Annotated in this window: 26 protein-coding genes; 17 read left to right on the top strand and 9 right to left on the bottom strand. The window is 50.9% G+C overall.

All coding sequences use genetic code 11. The features are described 5' to 3' along the window. Positions 1-2 precede the first annotated feature (2 nt). The 16 genes from BQ7480_RS00790 (at position 3) to BQ7480_RS00715 (ending at position 12,079) form a co-directional block, all read left to right on the top strand. Positions 3-275, top strand: a complete 273-nt coding sequence (locus BQ7480_RS00790) for a TraL conjugative transposon family protein (RefSeq protein WP_072541320.1) — start codon at positions 3-5, stop codon at positions 273-275. Further along, the gene (gene traM, locus BQ7480_RS00785) at positions 244-1,572 is read left to right on the top strand and encodes a conjugative transposon protein TraM (RefSeq protein ID WP_210436317.1); all 1,329 of its coding nucleotides are present in this window, start codon (positions 244-246) and stop codon (positions 1,570-1,572) included. Before BQ7480_RS00790 ends, traM (BQ7480_RS00785) begins: the two co-directional genes overlap by 32 nt. Before the next feature lie 79 nt (positions 1,573-1,651). Next, positions 1,652-2,767, top strand: coding sequence for a conjugative transposon protein TraN (gene traN, locus BQ7480_RS18340; protein ID WP_394332611.1), 1,116 nt, complete (start codon positions 1,652-1,654; stop codon positions 2,765-2,767). Between the two features lie 43 nt (positions 2,768-2,810). Continuing rightward, positions 2,811-3,488, top strand: coding sequence for a hypothetical protein (locus BQ7480_RS00775; protein WP_072541318.1), 678 nt, complete (start codon positions 2,811-2,813; stop codon positions 3,486-3,488). A 59-nt stretch (positions 3,489-3,547) separates the two neighbouring features. Continuing rightward, on the top strand, positions 3,548-3,964 hold the full coding sequence (locus tag BQ7480_RS00770; protein WP_072541317.1) for a DUF3876 domain-containing protein: 417 nt from the start codon (positions 3,548-3,550) through the stop codon (positions 3,962-3,964). A 28-nt stretch (positions 3,965-3,992) separates the two neighbouring features. Then, positions 3,993-4,631, top strand: a complete 639-nt coding sequence (locus tag BQ7480_RS00765) for a DUF4141 domain-containing protein (RefSeq protein WP_072541316.1) — start codon at positions 3,993-3,995, stop codon at positions 4,629-4,631. Between the two features lie 3 nt (positions 4,632-4,634). Continuing rightward, positions 4,635-5,660: a conjugative transposon protein TraJ gene (traJ, locus tag BQ7480_RS00760; protein ID WP_072541315.1), complete on the top strand. Its 1,026-nt coding sequence runs from the start codon at positions 4,635-4,637 to the stop codon at positions 5,658-5,660. Positions 5,661-5,803: 143 nt separating this feature from the next. Then, the gene (gene traK / locus BQ7480_RS00755) at positions 5,804-6,427 is read left to right on the top strand and encodes a conjugative transposon protein TraK (RefSeq protein ID WP_072541314.1); all 624 of its coding nucleotides are present in this window, start codon (positions 5,804-5,806) and stop codon (positions 6,425-6,427) included. 4 nt (positions 6,428-6,431) lie between these two features. Further along, positions 6,432-6,719 (top strand): TraL conjugative transposon family protein, encoded by a 288-nt coding sequence (locus tag BQ7480_RS00750; RefSeq protein ID WP_072541313.1) that lies wholly within the window; start codon positions 6,432-6,434, stop codon positions 6,717-6,719. Then, positions 6,685-8,019, top strand: coding sequence for a conjugative transposon protein TraM (gene traM, locus BQ7480_RS00745; RefSeq protein ID WP_210436316.1), 1,335 nt, complete (start codon positions 6,685-6,687; stop codon positions 8,017-8,019). Before BQ7480_RS00750 ends, traM (BQ7480_RS00745) begins: the two co-directional genes overlap by 35 nt. 76 nt (positions 8,020-8,095) lie before the next feature. After that, positions 8,096-9,088: a conjugative transposon protein TraN gene (gene traN, locus BQ7480_RS00740; RefSeq protein ID WP_072543833.1), complete on the top strand. Its 993-nt coding sequence runs from the start codon at positions 8,096-8,098 to the stop codon at positions 9,086-9,088. Beyond that, the gene (locus BQ7480_RS00735) at positions 9,085-9,642 is read left to right on the top strand and encodes a conjugal transfer protein TraO (RefSeq protein ID WP_072541311.1); all 558 of its coding nucleotides are present in this window, start codon (positions 9,085-9,087) and stop codon (positions 9,640-9,642) included. The genes traN (BQ7480_RS00740) and BQ7480_RS00735 overlap by 4 nt, the downstream gene beginning before the upstream one ends. A gap of 11 nt (positions 9,643-9,653) precedes the next feature. Continuing rightward, on the top strand, positions 9,654-10,565 hold the full coding sequence (locus tag BQ7480_RS00730; RefSeq protein ID WP_072541310.1) for a toprim domain-containing protein: 912 nt from the start codon (positions 9,654-9,656) through the stop codon (positions 10,563-10,565). A 5-nt stretch (positions 10,566-10,570) separates the two neighbouring features. Beyond that, on the top strand, positions 10,571-11,089 hold the full coding sequence (locus BQ7480_RS00725) for a DUF3872 domain-containing protein (RefSeq protein WP_072541309.1): 519 nt from the start codon (positions 10,571-10,573) through the stop codon (positions 11,087-11,089). A 34-nt stretch (positions 11,090-11,123) separates the two neighbouring features. Next, the gene (locus BQ7480_RS00720; protein WP_210436343.1) at positions 11,124-11,612 is read left to right on the top strand and encodes a glycoside hydrolase family protein; all 489 of its coding nucleotides are present in this window, start codon (positions 11,124-11,126) and stop codon (positions 11,610-11,612) included. Between the two features lie 122 nt (positions 11,613-11,734). Next, the gene (locus BQ7480_RS00715; protein ID WP_022232581.1) at positions 11,735-12,079 is read left to right on the top strand and encodes a hypothetical protein; all 345 of its coding nucleotides are present in this window, start codon (positions 11,735-11,737) and stop codon (positions 12,077-12,079) included. A gap of 120 nt (positions 12,080-12,199) precedes the next feature. Here the strand turns inward: BQ7480_RS00715 and BQ7480_RS00710 are convergent, their stop codons facing one another. From BQ7480_RS00710 to BQ7480_RS00670, 9 genes are all read right to left on the bottom strand, one after another. Continuing rightward, positions 12,200-12,505: a hypothetical protein gene (locus tag BQ7480_RS00710; protein WP_072541308.1), complete on the bottom strand. Its 306-nt coding sequence runs from the start codon at positions 12,503-12,505 to the stop codon at positions 12,200-12,202. Positions 12,506-12,559: 54 nt separating this feature from the next. Further along, on the bottom strand, positions 12,560-12,763 hold the full coding sequence (locus tag BQ7480_RS00705) for a hypothetical protein (RefSeq protein WP_021908424.1): 204 nt from the start codon (positions 12,761-12,763) through the stop codon (positions 12,560-12,562). 62 nt (positions 12,764-12,825) lie between these two features. Continuing rightward, positions 12,826-13,065, bottom strand: coding sequence for a DUF6956 domain-containing protein (locus BQ7480_RS00700; protein ID WP_072541307.1), 240 nt, complete (start codon positions 13,063-13,065; stop codon positions 12,826-12,828). Further along, the gene (locus BQ7480_RS00695; protein ID WP_072543831.1) at positions 13,062-13,283 is read right to left on the bottom strand and encodes a DUF3873 domain-containing protein; all 222 of its coding nucleotides are present in this window, start codon (positions 13,281-13,283) and stop codon (positions 13,062-13,064) included. The genes BQ7480_RS00700 and BQ7480_RS00695 overlap by 4 nt, the downstream gene beginning before the upstream one ends. A gap of 2 nt (positions 13,284-13,285) precedes the next feature. Continuing rightward, complete coding sequence (locus tag BQ7480_RS00690; protein WP_072541306.1) at positions 13,286-13,501, bottom strand: hypothetical protein; 216 nt, start codon at positions 13,499-13,501, stop codon at positions 13,286-13,288. Positions 13,502-13,512: 11 nt separating this feature from the next. Beyond that, positions 13,513-13,770, bottom strand: a complete 258-nt coding sequence (locus BQ7480_RS00685) for a hypothetical protein (protein WP_022232584.1) — start codon at positions 13,768-13,770, stop codon at positions 13,513-13,515. A gap of 26 nt (positions 13,771-13,796) precedes the next feature. Continuing rightward, positions 13,797-14,846 carry a PcfJ domain-containing protein gene (locus BQ7480_RS00680; RefSeq protein WP_317043137.1) on the bottom strand — a complete coding sequence of 350 codons (1,050 nt, stop codon included), beginning with the start codon at positions 14,844-14,846 and terminating at the stop codon, positions 13,797-13,799. Between the two features lie 223 nt (positions 14,847-15,069). After that, the gene (locus BQ7480_RS00675; protein WP_072541304.1) at positions 15,070-15,492 is read right to left on the bottom strand and encodes a PcfK-like family protein; all 423 of its coding nucleotides are present in this window, start codon (positions 15,490-15,492) and stop codon (positions 15,070-15,072) included. 46 nt (positions 15,493-15,538) lie between these two features. Then, on the bottom strand, positions 15,539-15,760 hold the full coding sequence (locus tag BQ7480_RS00670; RefSeq protein WP_072543830.1) for a hypothetical protein: 222 nt from the start codon (positions 15,758-15,760) through the stop codon (positions 15,539-15,541). Between the two features lie 30 nt (positions 15,761-15,790). Between BQ7480_RS00670 and BQ7480_RS00665 the strand changes: the two genes are divergently transcribed. Then, positions 15,791-16,087: a hypothetical protein gene (locus BQ7480_RS00665; RefSeq protein ID WP_072541303.1), complete on the top strand. Its 297-nt coding sequence runs from the start codon at positions 15,791-15,793 to the stop codon at positions 16,085-16,087. The last annotated feature ends 985 nt before the right edge of the window (positions 16,088-17,072 follow it).

Genomic DNA, 17,072 nt, shown 5'->3' with positions numbered 1-17,072 from the left:
GTATGGGAAAGATGAAAACTCTGATTGAAGGCTTGAAAGGCGGGGTGCGCAGGAAACTGGAAGCCCTGCCGCTGAAGGCGCGTCTGGGGATAGTCCTCACGGCATTTGCCCTCTTCGCCGTCCTTTGCCTGTACATGACCGTCACCGCCATCGCCGGTTTCGGCAAGGGGAACGGGGCAATGGAGATACGGCACATCGAGAAATTGGACCTGCCTGTGCAGGAGAATATGAACCTATATAATAATGTGTATGGAAAAGGAACAGAAGAAAAATGAACAGAAAGAGAAAAAGCCGCTGACCGAACAGCAGCGGCAGCAACGCAGGAAGATGCTGGTCTATCCGCTGATGGGACTGCTATTCTTGGGCTGCATGTGGCTCATCTTCGCACCGTCCTCCGAGGACAGGGAGAAGGCACGGCAGGGTCAGGGATTCAACACGGACATGCCCCTGCCCGAAGACTCGAAAATCATCGGTGACAAGGCGAAAGCCTACGAGCAGTTGCAGTTGGAGAACCGGCAGAAAGAACGGCGGGGCATGGTGGGCGACCTGTCCTCGTTCTGGCACGACGGCGCGGAAAAGCCGGACACGGCGGCTGCATCGGACGACTACCGCCTGACACAGACGGAACCGTCCGAAAATGAGCGTGCCGATAAGCAACAGGCGGGCATACGCACCTCCGCTGCCGCCTACGAGCGGCTGAACACTTCGCTGGGCACGTTCTACGAGCCGCCGAAGGAGGACCGGGAAAAGGAGGAGCTTCGGGAACGCATTGACGAACTGGAAGCCATGCTGATGGCGCAGGAGGGCAAGCCGTCCTCGATGGAGGAACAGGTCGCGCTCTTGGAAAAGTCCTACGAACTGGCGGCAAGATATCAGAACGGGAAGGGCAATGCCGGGCAGACCGCACATCCCGAAGGGACGGAAACATCCGCCAAGGCGGACGGAAAGAGCATGAAGGCGGAACCGGTAAGCGGGGTGCGTCCGGCGGTGGTGTCCGCCTTGCCGCAGCCCATGACGGACTCGGCTTTCATCGCGGACTACGCAGGTGAACGGAACTACGGCTTCCACACCGCCATCGGCACGGCGGAAGCCTCGGAAAAGAACACCATCGCCGCCTGCGTGCAGGGCGACCAGACCATTACGGACGGGCAGACGGTGAAGCTCCGGCTGCTGGAGCCGATGCGCGTGTCGGGGCGCGTCATCCCCCGGAACACGCTCCTTGTGGGCGCGGCACGGTTGCAGGGCGAAAGGCTCGGCATCGGCATCACCTCGCTGGAACACGGGGGAAACATCATCCCGGTAGAACTGGAGGTGTACGACAGCGACGGGCAGGCGGGCATCTTCATACCCGGCTCGATGGAGATAGACGCGACAAAGGAAATCGGGGCGAACATGGGCAGCTCGCTCGGCAGCAGCATCAACATATCGACCGACGCGGGGGCGCAGCTCGCCTCCGACTTGGGGCGAGGGGCGATACAGGGCATCTCGCAGTACATCTCGAAAAGGATGCGCACGGTCAAGGTACATCTGAAGTCAGGGTACAGGGTATTGCTCTACCAAGAAAAGGAATGAACAGTCCAAAAACATAAAGGCGAAAAAAGAAAAAATAATCAACAAACCAATTTTTACTTACCACTAAATCCAACGTAAAATGAGTATCAAGAAAGTAATGACAATGTTTGCCCTGCTGATGGGCATCGCCTGTGCGACCTACGCGCAGGGAGTGACGAACGACAGCACCGCCACCGCCAAGGAAGACGGGCTGGAACTGGTGAAGGACGTCTATCCGCAGACGGAGGAGGACGGCGACCTGTACCACGGTCTGACGAAGAAGCTGATGTTCGACCGCATGATACCGCCGCACGGTCTGGAAGTCACGTATGACAAGACCGTCCACATCCTGTTTCCGGCGGCGGTGCGCTACGTGGACTTGGGTTCGCCCAACCTGATAGCGGGCAAGGCGGACGGCGCGGAGAACGTCATCCGCGTGAAGGCGACGGTCAGGGACTTCCGCAGCGAGACGAACATGAGCGTCATCACGGAGGATGGCAGCTTTTATACCTTTAATGTGAAATACGCCGACGAGCCGCTTATCCTGAACGTGGAGATGAAGGACTTTATCCACGACGGCAGCACAGTGAACCGACCGAACAACGCGCAGGAAATCTACCTGAAGGAACTGGGCAGCGAAAGCCCGATGCTGGTACACCTCATCATGAAGTCGCTGCACAAGGAGGACAAGCGCAAGGTGAAGCACATCGGCTGCAAGCGTTTCGGCATCCAGTNCCTTTCATCGGCAAACATGGCTGACTACCTGCGATACATGTACAAGACGGTGAGAAAGTATTTCGGGGAGGCGATTGTGGTGACACAGGAAGTGGACGACATCATCAGCTCGCCCATCGTGAAGGAAAGCATCATCAACAACTCGGACTGCAAAATCCTGCTGGACCAGCGCAAGTACATGAACAAGTTCGACCAGATACAGTCGCTGCTGGGTCTGACGGAAAAGGAGAAGTCGCAGATACTCTCGATCAACCAGTCCAACGACCCGTCGAGGCGGTACAAGGAGGTGTGGATAGGACTTGGGGGCACGCATTCGGCGGTATATGTCACGGAGGTGTCGATGCAAGAGTATCTCGCCTACACGACGGAGGAGACGGAGAAGATGGAAGTGCGCGAACTGGCGGAGAAACCGGGAGGCGACATGGAAGCTGCCATCCGTCAGGTGGCGGAGCGACGGCTGGAGGAACGGACGGGACAGTGAACCGGCAGGAAATATACAGTAAATGAAAAATAGAAAATGATTTATGAACCAAAAGACTGACAACATGTACATTGATGACGGATACAGCGATGAAGCGCTGCGGAAACGGGAGGAAATCCGGGAGCATATCTCATGGTTCCGTGAGTTTCTGACATTCGGGACTTCGCTACCGGAACATATCAGAAGGCGATACGGACTGGAAGAAGACTACCAGCGGTACAAGAAACTGGAAATACAGGTTCACCGGATGCCTGCTGAACAGGACTGCAGGGGATATGGGAAGGAGCAACACATGAAAGAACTGTGCGAGGCAGGAAGAGCCAAGGGAAAAATCACTCTTGCAGTGGAAAAGGCTTACGAAAGCATCTGCCCCGCTCCGGCAAGGGACTATCTGGAAGAAAAATATCAGGAACTGCTCTATCTGAGAGGTATGGTGTACCGGAAAGACTATGACGACCCGATGTGGTACAAGCCGGAAATCCTGAACAAATACGGCATTGACCACAAGGGACCGCGCGAAACGGTGCTCAAGCAGGTGGAAAAGGCATACCGGGAACTGGATGCCCGATTCTGTCGGATGACGGGCAAGAAGCCTGATGCGGACGAGCTGTTCGGTAAGCCCGCAGTACGGCAGGCGGTACCTGCACGGAGGGAGGCGCCGGAGAATGGCGCAAGGGAAAACCGCATGTGCAGGCGTAAAGGCAGAAGACCGGGATTCTGACGGAAAGATAACAGAATAAATAACCAATCTAAAAAACAGAACTTAAAAAAGACAAGAAAATGAACATCAAACTGACAAAGACGGAAAGGCTGCTGCTGTGTGGCGGTCTGATAGGCATGGCATCGCTGATGCTGCAAGCCTGTGATATAATGGCAAAAGAAGATGGCGACACACGCGACAGAATCTGCGGGAACTGGGAAAGCGCGGAAACCGGTCCTGGCATACTGGTATATAAGGAAGGAGAACTGTATAAGGTGACACTGTTCCGGCGCAAGGGCGTGCGCCGCGTGCTGAAGCCGGAAACCTACCTACTCAGCCGGGCGGAGGACGGCAGCCTGTACATGAACACGGGCTACCGCATCGACGTGGCATACAACGAGGAAACGGACGTGCTGACCTTCTCGCCGGGCGGCGACTATATCCGGATGAATACGGATACCGGTGACGGCGAAAAGAAGAATAAAGACAAACAATAACCGACCACTAAATCCAACGTGAATGAAAATGAGACAGAAACTGAAAATACCGCTGATTGCGGTCTGCCTGTGCCTTGCGGGGACAGGCGGGGCAAATGCCCAATGGGTGGTGTCCGACCCCGGAAATCTTGCGCAGAGCATCATCAACTCCGCCAAGGAGATGGTGGAGACAGCCGGGACGAAAGCCAACACCCTGAACGGCTTTCTGGAAACGAAGAAGGTGTTCGAGCAGGGAAAGGCGTATTACGACGCACTGAAATCGGTGCACGACGTGGTAAAGGGCGGCGCGAAGGTGGCGAAAAGCATCTCTCTGGTAATGGAAATATCGGAAATCTATGTGGACAACTACCAGAAGATGCTCTCGGACGAGAACTACACGCCGGAGGAGCTTGCCGCCATCTCATCGGGCTATGCGATGCTGATAGACGAAAGCTCGGACGTGCTGCAGGACCTGAAGAATGTGGTGAACGTGACGGGCATGTCACTGACGGATGCGGAAAGGCTCGCCATCATAAACAATGCCTACCGCAGCCTGATGAACTACCGCAACCTCGTGCGCTACTACACGAACAAGACCATATCGGTGTCGTACCTGCGGGCGAGAAAGAAGAACGACATGGACCGGGTGATGGCACTCTACGGAAACTCCAACGAAAAATACTGGTAGCCTATGGGAGAGTTTGACAACCTGCACCAGATACTCCTCTCGCTGTATGAGGAGATGATGCCGCTCTGTTCGGACATGGCAGGAGTGGCAAAGGGGCTTGCCGGACTGGGCGCCCTGTTCTATGTGGCGGTGCGCGTGTGGCAGTCGCTCGCCCGTGCCGAGGCGATAGACGTGTACCCGCTGTTGCGGCCGTTTGCCATCGGACTGTGCATCCTCTTCTTCCCGACCATCGTGCTGGGGACGATGAACTCCGTTCTGGGAGTAATCGTACAGGGAACGCACTCGATACTGGAGGAACAGACCTTTGACATGGAGAAGTACAGGGAACAGAAAGACAGGCTGGAATACGAGGCGATGATGCGCAACCCGGAAACCGCCTATCTCGCCTCGGACGAGGAGTTCGACCGCCAGATAGACGAGCTGGGCTGGTCGCCGTCGGACATGATCACCATGACGGGCATGTACATGGACCGTGCGGCGTACAACATCAAGAAGAGCGTACGTGACTGGTTCCGCGAGCTGCTGGAGCTGATGTTTGCAGCTGCCGCCCTTGTTATCGACACGCTCAGGATGTTCTTTCTCGTGGTGCTGTCGATACTGGGACCCGTCGCCTTTGCCTTCTCGGTATGGGACGGCTTCCACTCCACGCTTTCGGCATGGTTCAGCCGCTACATACAGATTTACCTGTGGCTGCCCGTCTCCGACCTGTTCAGCACGATACTGGCGAAGATACAGATACTGATGCTCCAGAACGACATCGAGGCGATGCAGGCAGATCCGAACTTCTCGGTAGAGGCGAGCAACGGGGTGTACATCGTGTTCCTCGTTATCGGTATCGTGGGATACTTCACCATCCCGACGGTAGCCGGATGGATAATCCAGGCCGGTGGCGGAGTGGGCAGCTATAACAAGAACATCAACACCGCCGGAGCCCTTGGCGGAAGTCTGGCGGGAGCCGCAGCCGGAAACGTGGCGGGACGCACGGGCAAGTTCATCAAGAGAACGGCGGGCAAACTGTTCAGGAGATGACAAATTATCGCAAGTGAGGGCGGCACAAAGGGTATGGGACTTGACCGTGTCCGGTCGTATACCTGATAGTGTCTGGTCGTATATCCTTTGCAGCAGCCTTCCATATGAAAAGAAGAAAGACAATTTAATAAAGCAGAACAAGAATGGAATTCAAATCACTCAAGAACATCGAAACGAGTTTCCGGCAGATACGTCTGTTCGGAATCATCTACACGGCAGCGTGTGCCCTCGTGGTGGTCTGCTCGGTGGTGTGCGCCTTCCGCTTCGCCGAAGCGCAGAGGCAGAAGATATACGTTCTTGACGGGGGAAAGAGCCTGATGCTCGCGCTCTCGCAGGACCTGTCGCAGAACCGCCCGGCGGAAGCAAAGGAACACGTGCGCCGCTTCCACGAGCTGTTCTTCACCCTCTCGCCGGAGAAGAGCGCCATCGAGCACAACGTGAAGCGTGCCCTGCTGCTGGCGGACAGGAGCGCGTACAACTACTACGCCGATTTCGCGGAAAAGGGTTTCTACAATCGTATCATCGCGGGGAACATCAACCAAGTGTTGCAGGTGGACAGCGTGGTCTGCAACTTTGACCATTATCCTTACGAGGCACGCACCTACGCAAGGCAGATGATTATCCGCGAGAGCAACGTGACGGAGCGCACGCTGGTAACGACCTGCCAGCTGCTGAACGCGAGCCGCTCGGACGACAATCCGAACGGGTTCACCATCGAGGGATTCACGATACTGGAGAACAGGGACATCAGAAGCATGGAGAGATAGGCGTATGGGAAAGATGAAAATTATCATTGAAAAGTGCGCCACCCGTTTCAAAACGGAACTGCATGGAAAGCTGGATACGCTGTCGCCGAAGGCAAGGCTGGCGGTCATTACCGGGATGCTTGTTCCCTTTGCCGCCGGATGCCTCTATACGACGGCCACAGCCATTGCCGGTTTCGGGAAAAGTGAAAAGGAGTTGGAGATACGGCACATCGAAAAATTGAACCTGCCCGTGCAGGAAAGTGATAACTTATATAATAATGTATATGGAAACGAAAAAAGAACAGAAGAATGAAACGAAAGAAAAAAAGCCGCTGACAGAGGAACAGCGCCAGCGAAGAAGGAAGATGCTGGTCTATCCACTGATGGGTCTGACCTTTCTGGGCTGCATGTGGCTCATCTTCTCCCCCTCGCAGGAGGACAGGGAGAAGGAACGGCAGGGACTGGGATTCAACACGGACATGCCCCTGCCGGAAAACTCCGGAATCATCGGCGACAAGGCGAAGGCATACGAACAGCAGCAGCTGGAGAACAGGAAGAAGGAACGCCGGGGCATGGTGGGCGACCTGTCCGCGTTCTGGGACGACAAGACGGAAGGAACGGACACGGCAGACGGAACGGACGACTGCCGCCTTGCACAACCGGAAACATCGTCGAAGACGGGCGGAAGCGGAATACAGACAGGTATCCGCTCCTCGGCTGCCGCCAACGAGCGGCTGAACACCTCGCTGGGTACGTTCTACGAGCCGCCGAAAGAGGATGTCGAGAAGAAGGAGCTCAGGCAGCGCATCGACGAACTGGAGCGCATGGTCATGGAACAGGAGAAAAAGCCCTCGGCAATGGAGGAACAGGTCGCCCTGCTGGAAAAGTCCTACGAGCTGGCGGCAAAATACCAGAATGGAGGAAACAATGCCGGGCAGACCGCACGGACCGATGGGACGGAAATGACGGAAAGCAATGCCGGCGAAAAGAAAATGAAGGCTGAACCAGTGAGCGGCGTGCGCCCGTCAACGGTGTCCGCCCTGCCGCAGCCCCTGACAGATTCCGTCTTTATAGCGGACTACGGGGGCGAAAGAAACTACGGGTTCCACACTGCCATCGGCTGTACGGAGGCATCGGGAAAGAACACCATAGCAGCCTGCGTGCAGGGTGACCAGACGGTAACGGACGGACAGACGGTAAGGCTGCGGCTGCTGGAGCCGATGCGTGTGTCGGGCAGGACTGTTTCACGGAACACCACCCTTGTGGGAACGGCACGCTTGCAGGGTGAGCGTCTGGAAATCGGCATCACCTCGCTGGAACATCAGGGAAACATCATCCCGGTGAAACTGGAGGTGTACGACAATGACGGACAGGCGGGCATCTTTGTGCCCGGCTCGATGGAAACGGACGCGGCAAAGGAAATCGGGGCGAACATGGGAAGTTCGCTCGGAAGCAGCATCAACATCTCGACCGATGCCGGGGCACAGCTCGCCTCCGATTTGGGAAAGGGTGTGATACAGGGAGTGTCGCAATACATCTCAAAAAGGATGCGTACCGTCAGGGTGCATCTGAAATCGGGATACATGGTGCTGCTGTATCAGGAAAAGGAATGACAACCGAAAAACATAAAGACGAAAAGAAAAAAACAACCAAACAATTTTAATCCACTAAATCCAAAGTAAAATGAGTATCAAGAAAGTAATGACAATGTTTGCCTTTTTCATAGGCATAGCCTGTGCAACCTATGCACAGGGTGTAAGCAATGACAGTACCGCCACCGCAAAGGCAGAGGGGCTGAAACTGACGAAGGAGGTCTATCCGCAAGCAGAAGAAGAGGGCGACCTGTACCACGGGCTGACGAAGAAGCTGATGTTCGACCGCATGATACCGCCGCACGGTCTGGAGGTCACGTATGACAAGACGGTGCATATCCTGTTCCCCTCGGCGGTGCGCTATGTGGACTTGGGTTCGCCTAACCTCATAGCGGGCAAGGCGGACGGCGCGGAGAACGTCATCCGCGTGAAGGCGACGGTAAGGAACTTCCGCACGGAGACGAACATGAGCGTCATCACGGAGGACGGCTCCTATTATTCATTCAACGTGAAATATGCCGATGAGCCACTGATGCTCAACGTGGAGATGAAGGACTTTATTCATGACGGCAACGCTGTAAACCGCCCGAACAACGCGCAGGAAATCTACCTGAAGGAACTTGGCAGTGAAAGCCCGATGCTGGTGCACCTGATTATGAAGTCGCTGCACAAGGAGAACAAGCGCAAGGTGAAGCACATCGGCTGCAAGCGTTTCGGTATCCAGTACCTGCTGAAAGGGATTTATGTCCACAACGATCTGCTGTATTTCCACACGGAAGTAAAGAACCAGAGCAACGTGCCGTTTGACGTGGACTACATTACGTTCAAGATTGTGGACAAAAAGGTGGTGAAACGCACCGCCATTCAGGAACAGGTGTTGTTCCCGCTCCGCGCTTACAACTATGCCGTGCGCATAGCCGGGAAACAATCCGAACGCACGGTGTTCTGCCTCCCCAAGTTCACCATCCCTGACGGCAAGCAGCTCGTGGTGGAAATGAACGAGAAGAACGGCGGGCGTCACCAGACGTTCACCGTGGAGAACGAAGACCTGGTACAGGCTGAAACCATCAACGAACTGCGTGTACGATGAAAGGCAAGGTACTGTTTATGGCAATGCTTCTGTCCGTCCTTTTTATGGGACGGGCGGAAGCCCAGCGATGCCTGCCGAAGATGCGGGGCATTGAAATGAAGGGCGGAATGACCGGAGGAAACGGATACTGGCTGGGAGCCTCGCTGTCAAGCTATGCGAGGGGCGGCAACAAATGGATGTACGGGGTGGAATACCTGCAGACCAACCATCCGTACAGAAGCGTGAATGTTCCCGTGGCACAGTTTACGGCGGAGGGCGGCTTCTACTACAACTTACTGTCGGATGTGAAAAAGACGGTGTTCTTCTACGCGGGGGCGTCAGCGATTGCCGGATACGAGACGGTAAACTGGGGAGAAAGAACGCTGTATGACGGGGCAAGGCTGAACAACAGGGACGGCTTCGTCTATGGCTGCGCCGCCACACTGGACATGGAGCTGTATCTTGCGGACTTCATCGCACTGACGGCTTCGGTAAGGGAGCGTTTCTTATGGGGCGGCAGTACGGGCGTGTGCCGCACGGAGTACGGGATAGGTATAAAGTTCATCATCAACTGACGTATGAGCCTATGGAAACGGAGATAGACAGAATGAAGAGAATACCGATTGAGGAGTTCCTCGCACGGCTGGGACATTCGCCCATGCAGCGCAGGACAAACGCACTGTGGTACAAGGCTCCGTACAGGGAGGAACGCACGGCGTCGTTCAAAGTGAACATGGAGCGAAACCTGTGGTATGACTACGGATTGGGCAAGGGTGGCAACATCTTCGCCCTTGCCGGGGAGTTCATCCATTGCGACGATTTTCTCTCGCAGGTAAGGTATGTGGCGGAGGTGTCGGGTATGCCGCTGCCGGAACATGAGCCGCGCCGGAGTTCCGAAGTGCGACAAGCGGGCGGGCAGAGCTTTGAGAATGTGGAGATACTTCCCTTGCAGAACCGGGCTTTGCTCCATTACCTGCAAGAGCGTGGCATACCGTCTGCCGTCGCCATAGCGAACTGCAAGGAGATGCGCTACACCACACACGGCAAGCGGTATTTTGCCGTGGCATTCGGCAACGGAAGTGGCGGATATGAGATACGCAACCCGTTTTTCAAGGGGTGTGTGCCACCGAAAGACGTGACCCTGCTGCCGTCCGGTTCGACCGCCTGCAACGTGCATGAGGGCTTCATGGACTACCTGTCCGCCCGTGCGCTGGGCATCGGGAACGGGGAAGACCACCTTGTACTCAACTCGGTGTCCAACGTGACAAGGGCATTCCGGCATCTGGACGGCTACGGACAGATAAAGTGCTACCTTGACAACGACGAAGCCGGACGGCGGACGCTGGAAGCTCTCGGCACCCGCTACGGGGAAAGAGTGTCGGACTGCTCCGACATCTATGGCGGATGCAAGGACTTGAACGAGCATCTGCAAAAGACGCTCGCCGAAAGGCAGGCACAACGTGAAAACGAAAAGAAAAGCAAATCCATTAAAATGTAACGATTATGAACATGAACAAATTGAACAATAGAACAAAAACGAAAAGAAACATGGTGAAATTTCTGGCAACCTTCTGTGTGGGGCTGCTCGCCTTCGGCTTCGCCTCGTGCGATGATGAGCTGGATGTCATGCAAGCCTACCCGTTCACGGTGGAAACGATGCCCGTGCCGAAGGAACTGAAACAGGGTGAAACGGTGGAAATACGATGCAAACTGGTATGCGAGGGCGAGTTTGACGGTGCGGTCTATACCATCCGTTATTTCCAATATGACGGCGAAGGCACGTTGAAACTGGACAACGGTCTGGTTTTCCAGCCCAACGACCGCTACCTGCTGGAGAACGGGAAGTTCCGCCTGTACTATACATCGGAGTGCGACGAGTCGCAGAGCCTGACCATCACGGTGGAGGACAACTTCGGCAATGCCTTTGAATGGGAAGTAGAGTTCAACAACGACACGGACACGGAGGAGGTTCTGTCCGGGGCTGATACCTTGGCTATGATGAAAGGAGGTGTCTATCAGTAAGGCAGAATTGAAACGGCTGTTTGTGTCGGCGGTGATGGCGGTCGCTTTCTCCGCCAGCCTGTCCGCACAAGGTACGGATGAAACGCCCGCATCGTTCCATGATGAGCCGAAAGCTGAATTAGCCGTCGAACTTATAAAAAAATACGAGGGACTTCATGACAGTCCCGATTATTATCCTTACTACGGTTACGGACATTGTCGGCTGGAGGGAGAGAAACTCTCCTACGACATGACGGAGGCGGAAGCGGAGGAACTGCTGCGGAAGGACTTGGAAGAGCGTTACAGGCTGTTTCGCAAGTACAAGAAAGATGCCCTGCTCCTGACCATTCTTAGCTACAATGTAGGGCACGGGACTCTGCTCGGTTACGGTAAACGTCCGAAAAGCCGGCTGCTGAAGAAGCTGGAAGCGGGCGACCGGGACATTTATGGGGAATACATATCCTACTGCCACTACAAGGGACAGAAAATCCGCTCGATAGAGCGGCGACGGAAAATGGAGTTTTTGCTGCTGTATGAGAAGTAACGCAAAGGGAGAGCTTCACACGAATGGTGGGGTCTCCCTTTGTCATTTTCCGGAAAGGTTTTGCTTTGCTCCGGGAAAAGACCTAATTTTGTATCACTTTTTTTTGAAACTGAAAAACAATCATGGAAAATTATATGGCAAAAGCAGCGGATGCCTTTCTGACAGGGCGTCCGTATGGCATACGTCTTGACTTCAAACACAAGGGCTTCGCTCTTTTCAACTACAACATGAACGAGCTTGGCAACCATCTTCCCGGCAGATTGGAAACGCTTCCGCTGGAGGATTTTGACGTGGAGGATATTCCGCTGTGTGGGGAGCGTATTGTCCGAAAGGAAAACATAACGGACATCTTCTTCTATGACGAGAAGAGCAACCCGTATTCGGACAACCGTGTGGATATGAAGAAACTGAAAGCATACAACAAATATATCTATCCGCTTTCACTTATTTTGAATAGAAATCTGTAAGATGGAAACAAAAAAAAGACTTCCGTTAGTGGAAGTCTTTGGAACAGCGGTTTCTTTGCTACTTTCTTTGTCCGCCTTCTGCTCACCGAAAGAAAGTAGGGCGGCTCTCGCCGCCTCTGCCTAAAGTCGGGTGTAAAGTCCCGTTACATCCGTGAAAATCTGCTGGAGCATATCAAAGTACACTCCCTCATATTTGGCTATCTCCTTGACCTTGATGTCCGCATACTTCGTCAGTGTCTGACGACAGAAATACATGGTGTATGTATCTGTGTCTTCATCCAATATGATTTTCAGTCTGTTGGCTGACGTTTTGTTCCTTGCAAGGCTCATTTGTAGTCCGTTGCCCAAATTGATATAGTTACGGCTTCCCGTCATGACGGTAAATCCATGACCGCCCAACTGCTGTAAGATTGTATTCGCTATCATCTGTATATGAATTTAAGTTATTGTCAATGGGTGGCTTTTGCCACCCGATTTTTTTTATACGTTCATGCTCTGCCTTATATGTTCCAATGTGCGCTCGGCAATGGGTCGTGTTTCCTCCGTCCAAAGGTCATAGTCATGTACGGATATTCCCACACTCTGCAAGTCACGGATATAGCCGGACACATAATCTCCCGTAGGGAGGTAAACGAACTGCATCCATGCGTCCCTGCTGTCTGTCAATATAAAATAGTATTTCATGCTCTTTCTGTTTTATGGGTTATCTGTTTCGGGTGCGGGCGGTATTGTGTACCGCCACACCTTTAGTATTCTTTCATTTCGGCAATGGGGGTATATTTTCTGAGCCATTCCACCACATGCACCATGTTGTATTCGGAAGTGATGACTGCCGTATGTTCGTTTATCGGGGTCATTCTTGTACTTTCGTAGCTCTCTATCCACACCTTTAGTGTTGCCACATCACAAGTATCGGTACACATCATATCCAAAATTCTGATAGGGTCGCTGAATGTCACAATCAAAGTATCATAGTATGCTGTCATAATCTGTCCTCCTTTCCTTTTATCCATTCGTCACGCAGGTGTCTGCACTCCTCCAATGTCGGTCTCACGCAAGAGAAAAGTTCTCCGTCCGTGTGTCGGTAGTCATACTGGAAAAGGGTTGTTCTTTTCCGTCTGATAGTCGTTTGGTACTTTTCGTACTTCTCAGTACCTGCCGTCTGGCAGGTACTCACTCCGTTGATGGTCATTCTTGTTGTCATGGTCATTTCCTTTTAATGGTTATCTTTCCTATTTCTTTTTCGGGGTGGGTATCGAAATCCCAGTCCACTTCTTCATCATCCAATGTGGTGTGAATGTTTCCGCCCATTACCAAACCGCACTCTTTCATTACGAGTTCTCTTGCTTTCGTTCTGCTATCGGCTTCTACCTCGAACACTCCCGAAAATACAAATCTTGTATTTACTACATATTTTGCCATATCTGTATCGGTTAAAATTCAACAATCAGCAGTCGGTTCTCCATTACCTTTTCGGGGTCGGTTATCATCCTTTGGGCTACCCAAAGGTGATGCGCTCCGAAGCCGTAGGCGAACAGCCTTCCGAAGTTCTCGTTTTCTGAAAGTTTCGCCATTGAATTACGGATTTCCTTTTCGCTGAAACTCAAGGACAAGGTGTTTATCAGACTGACAAAGATGTCGGTTACTTTCTCGTCCCATAATATCAGTATGTTTTCTATCTTTATTTCCATATCATGTATATTTTGAAGTCTATAAATCAAGCACTCATCCGTTTGCGGATAAGTTCGGCATTGCTCTCTACAAGGCTGATGATGCGGTCGTGGTATTCGGTATTGGAATTGCATACACCTCTGCATTGCAAAACTTTCATTTGCGACAGCGAAACTTCTACCGTTTCTATCCTTTTCCCATTAATGGTGGCTGAAAGAATAAGAGAGTCTTCTCTTGTATAATAATTCCCTACACAATGATGCATTGCTTTCCCTTCCAAAATCATCTCTTTGACACTTTCTATAACCTTGACACGTATAAGACCGTCTGAAAAAGAAAGTCCGAAAAATCTTCCTTTGCTAAGCAGATAACATTGTTCTTTTGAAAGGAATTTTGGTGTATTTTCTCTTATCTCTTTTTCCAATTCTTTTTCTATGACCTTTTTACACGCCTTGTCATGTTCATGGTAAAGATTTTGAGGACACACATATTTCATATTCCTAATATCTTTACCTAAATACTTTAATGCGTCAATGTAGTCACGCCATATAGTAGCATCATGTACTTTATATCCATTTCTGAGGCAAATACGAATAGACTGCCAATAATCTTCTATATTATCATGCGGATGTTCAATAAAATACTTCAAGAGTTTGGTTTGTCCTGTCTTCAACAATGTTTCTATGCGGCTGTTAGTCAATAACACATGAAAAAAATTCAAAGGTGATTGACCGTAAAAATACCTTTTGAAACCTCTTTTCCTTAATTCATGCGTAACTGTCATGAAAGGACAAATCGTGGCAGAATAGATAAGGTTGTATTTGTAATTTTCCCGTCTTAATTCTAACGGAGTGTAAAAGAGCCATAAATCATAATACATAGTACCCATTGTTTGCCTTAATCTCGCAAAAGTTACATGCTTCCCATTGGGAGCAATCCATCTTTGCATGACTTCTGCCCATTCATATTCAGCAGGTTTGCCAACTTTCAAAAAACACTTCACCATTATTGACCTTACAACTTGGTAGTCTTTACATGCTGTTATTACGGTGAAATACTCACATTCTTTGAAAGTTCTTTTTCTACCTTCATACATAGTCAGCACTGTATTGCAATACGGGCATTTCTCATATTTACGTTTCGTGTCAGATTTCCATTGATGCCCACACTTGGTGCAGGTTACTACTTTCTTATATGATTTGTGTCCGACATATCTGATACTATGGTCTAATCCCCATTGTATCTGCTTGCTTGTAAGTGGCTGTAAATGTTTACTTGCTTCTACTATATTGCGTTCAAACTTGTTTCTCGGCTTCATATCAAAAATCAAATAATGAGGGTTGGACTTGTGTTTCTTTTTTCGCTGTCGGCTTGTTGCGGTTCTGTAGCTTTTGGAGTTCCATCTGCTGATATTGGGCAACCGCCTTTCTCCTTGCTTCCGCCTTTTCTTCGTCAGTCAGCTCAATATCGTGGCTTACCATCACGTGGCATTGCATCGGTTTACCGATTTCGATGTTGTCCTCATCATAGTAGTGTACCGCTTGCGACAAGACTTCACCTCCGGTTGTACCTATGCTGTTATCTCCATTGCACTGGCTTTTCGCCCAATTCAGAAGATAGGTGATGCAGTCGTCGATGTTCTTGTGCGGTTTGTTGTAACTTGCAGCAAACAGCTTGTCTTTCGCTGCTCTCTGCTCCAAAAACATCTGTATGGTTCGTTTGAAATGGTCAGTTCCTTTCATAATCTCAAATTTTAGTCGGGTTGTCGTTCAAATAAAGTATCTCGTGTCAGACAATATCTTGTAAAATCTCTATGTGGTATTGTGGCGGACATTCTATCAAAAGAAAACCGATAAAGTCCTTTCTCGCTTCCTTGTTGAGTTCGTGGTATAGCCTTCTTAGGGTTGAATGGTTGCCGTTGATGTAGGTTTCCACCATATACTCAAAGATGTTGTCCACCTCGTAAAATCTGCATTGCTGCGCTGCTGTCTTGTTGTATCGTCTTGCCATATCCTTATTTGTTAAATTGTTAATAACCAAATGAAAAAGCCGATTGCTGCCATTACTGAAAATAGGGAGATTAGTATGCCGAACATGATGCTCAACATACCGAATAGGATTTCTCCTATGATACCTACTACCAAACTGCCAGCACAAAAGGCTATGTTTGATGTTGTCGTTACTACTGCGGATAATGTTTTCCACAATACCTTTCCGATGTCACTCAATATCTTTCTCATATTTTCCGATTTTAGATTGTTGATTACCTTGTTCGGATTTGGAGCGGACGGTTTCTTTTTCTTTTCGCCTCTCTGTATGTCCGATGTTTTCTTGTGACGTCTTCCGACCGCATTGGTCGTTTTCGTTTCGGGGGCTTCTCAAAGGTTAGGGAGTAGGATTAGCAAATTTTTTAGACAAATACTACCCCTGAAAGGGCGTGGAGATTTTTCGACAAAAAATTTGAGTTCCTAATCCCGTCTTTACCTTTGCCCCAAGCAACGAAAATGACACCTGATGCCGTCCTGGATGGCGGCATGGAAACAGAGGCATACGCATAGAGAGGCGGAAAGAAAAAGGGAACAGAGTTATTGGCGTGCAGCGCCATGTGGATGGATTAAGGGCGGCGCTACCAATAAGGGGAAAGTTGGCTTTCCGACCGCCGTGTGGAAGTCCTGTAACCGTCATTGTCATGCGTGCATGGCTTACGGTTACTGGTGTTCCTCCGGTGGTATATTGTCGTAAAACGGGATTGTCTGCCGTTGCTTTGTCTGCAATGGAAGGAACTGGTTTGAAGACACAGGGCATTGTAGCCGAAAATGGTCACAAGAACAGATCCACGCCTGGCGTGTCCTGTAGAAGTGGCATTTTCGGCTACTTGTATATGAATGAAATAATGGCTGTAAGAACGGTTTTGACCGTTTTTAGTACAAGCATATAAAAGAAGTGCCCACAGCGATGGCAGTGTCATTTATGACATTGTGGTCGCTGTGGGCTTTTCTTTTGCTTGTGCTGTTTCTGAAATCGGCTTTCGTGCATCAGACGATAGCGGTTTTCAGAATAGAATACATTAGCATAAAATCCCTAAAATGTTAGTAATGATTTGGAGTTATGAAGCAAAACATGTACCTTTGTAAATATAAAGAGTTGTTTGAAGCTATAAGGTAAACCGCAGCAGACCAAAGCGTTCTGAAGGTCGCCAAATCGTTACCTAAAATTCCAAACTCTACAATTCAATTCTGTGTATCAGCCAGATACAACTTTTTCAATTATCTGTCACAAAGATAAACCGTTTTTTATAGTCTTTTTCTGAAAAATGCGATAA

Source organism: Bacteroides mediterraneensis (genome assembly GCF_900128455.1).
GTDB lineage: Bacteria > Bacteroidota > Bacteroidia > Bacteroidales > Bacteroidaceae > Phocaeicola > Phocaeicola mediterraneensis.
Note: the sequence above shows the minus strand (reverse complement) of the source record. Positions and strands in the feature narration are given on the sequence as shown.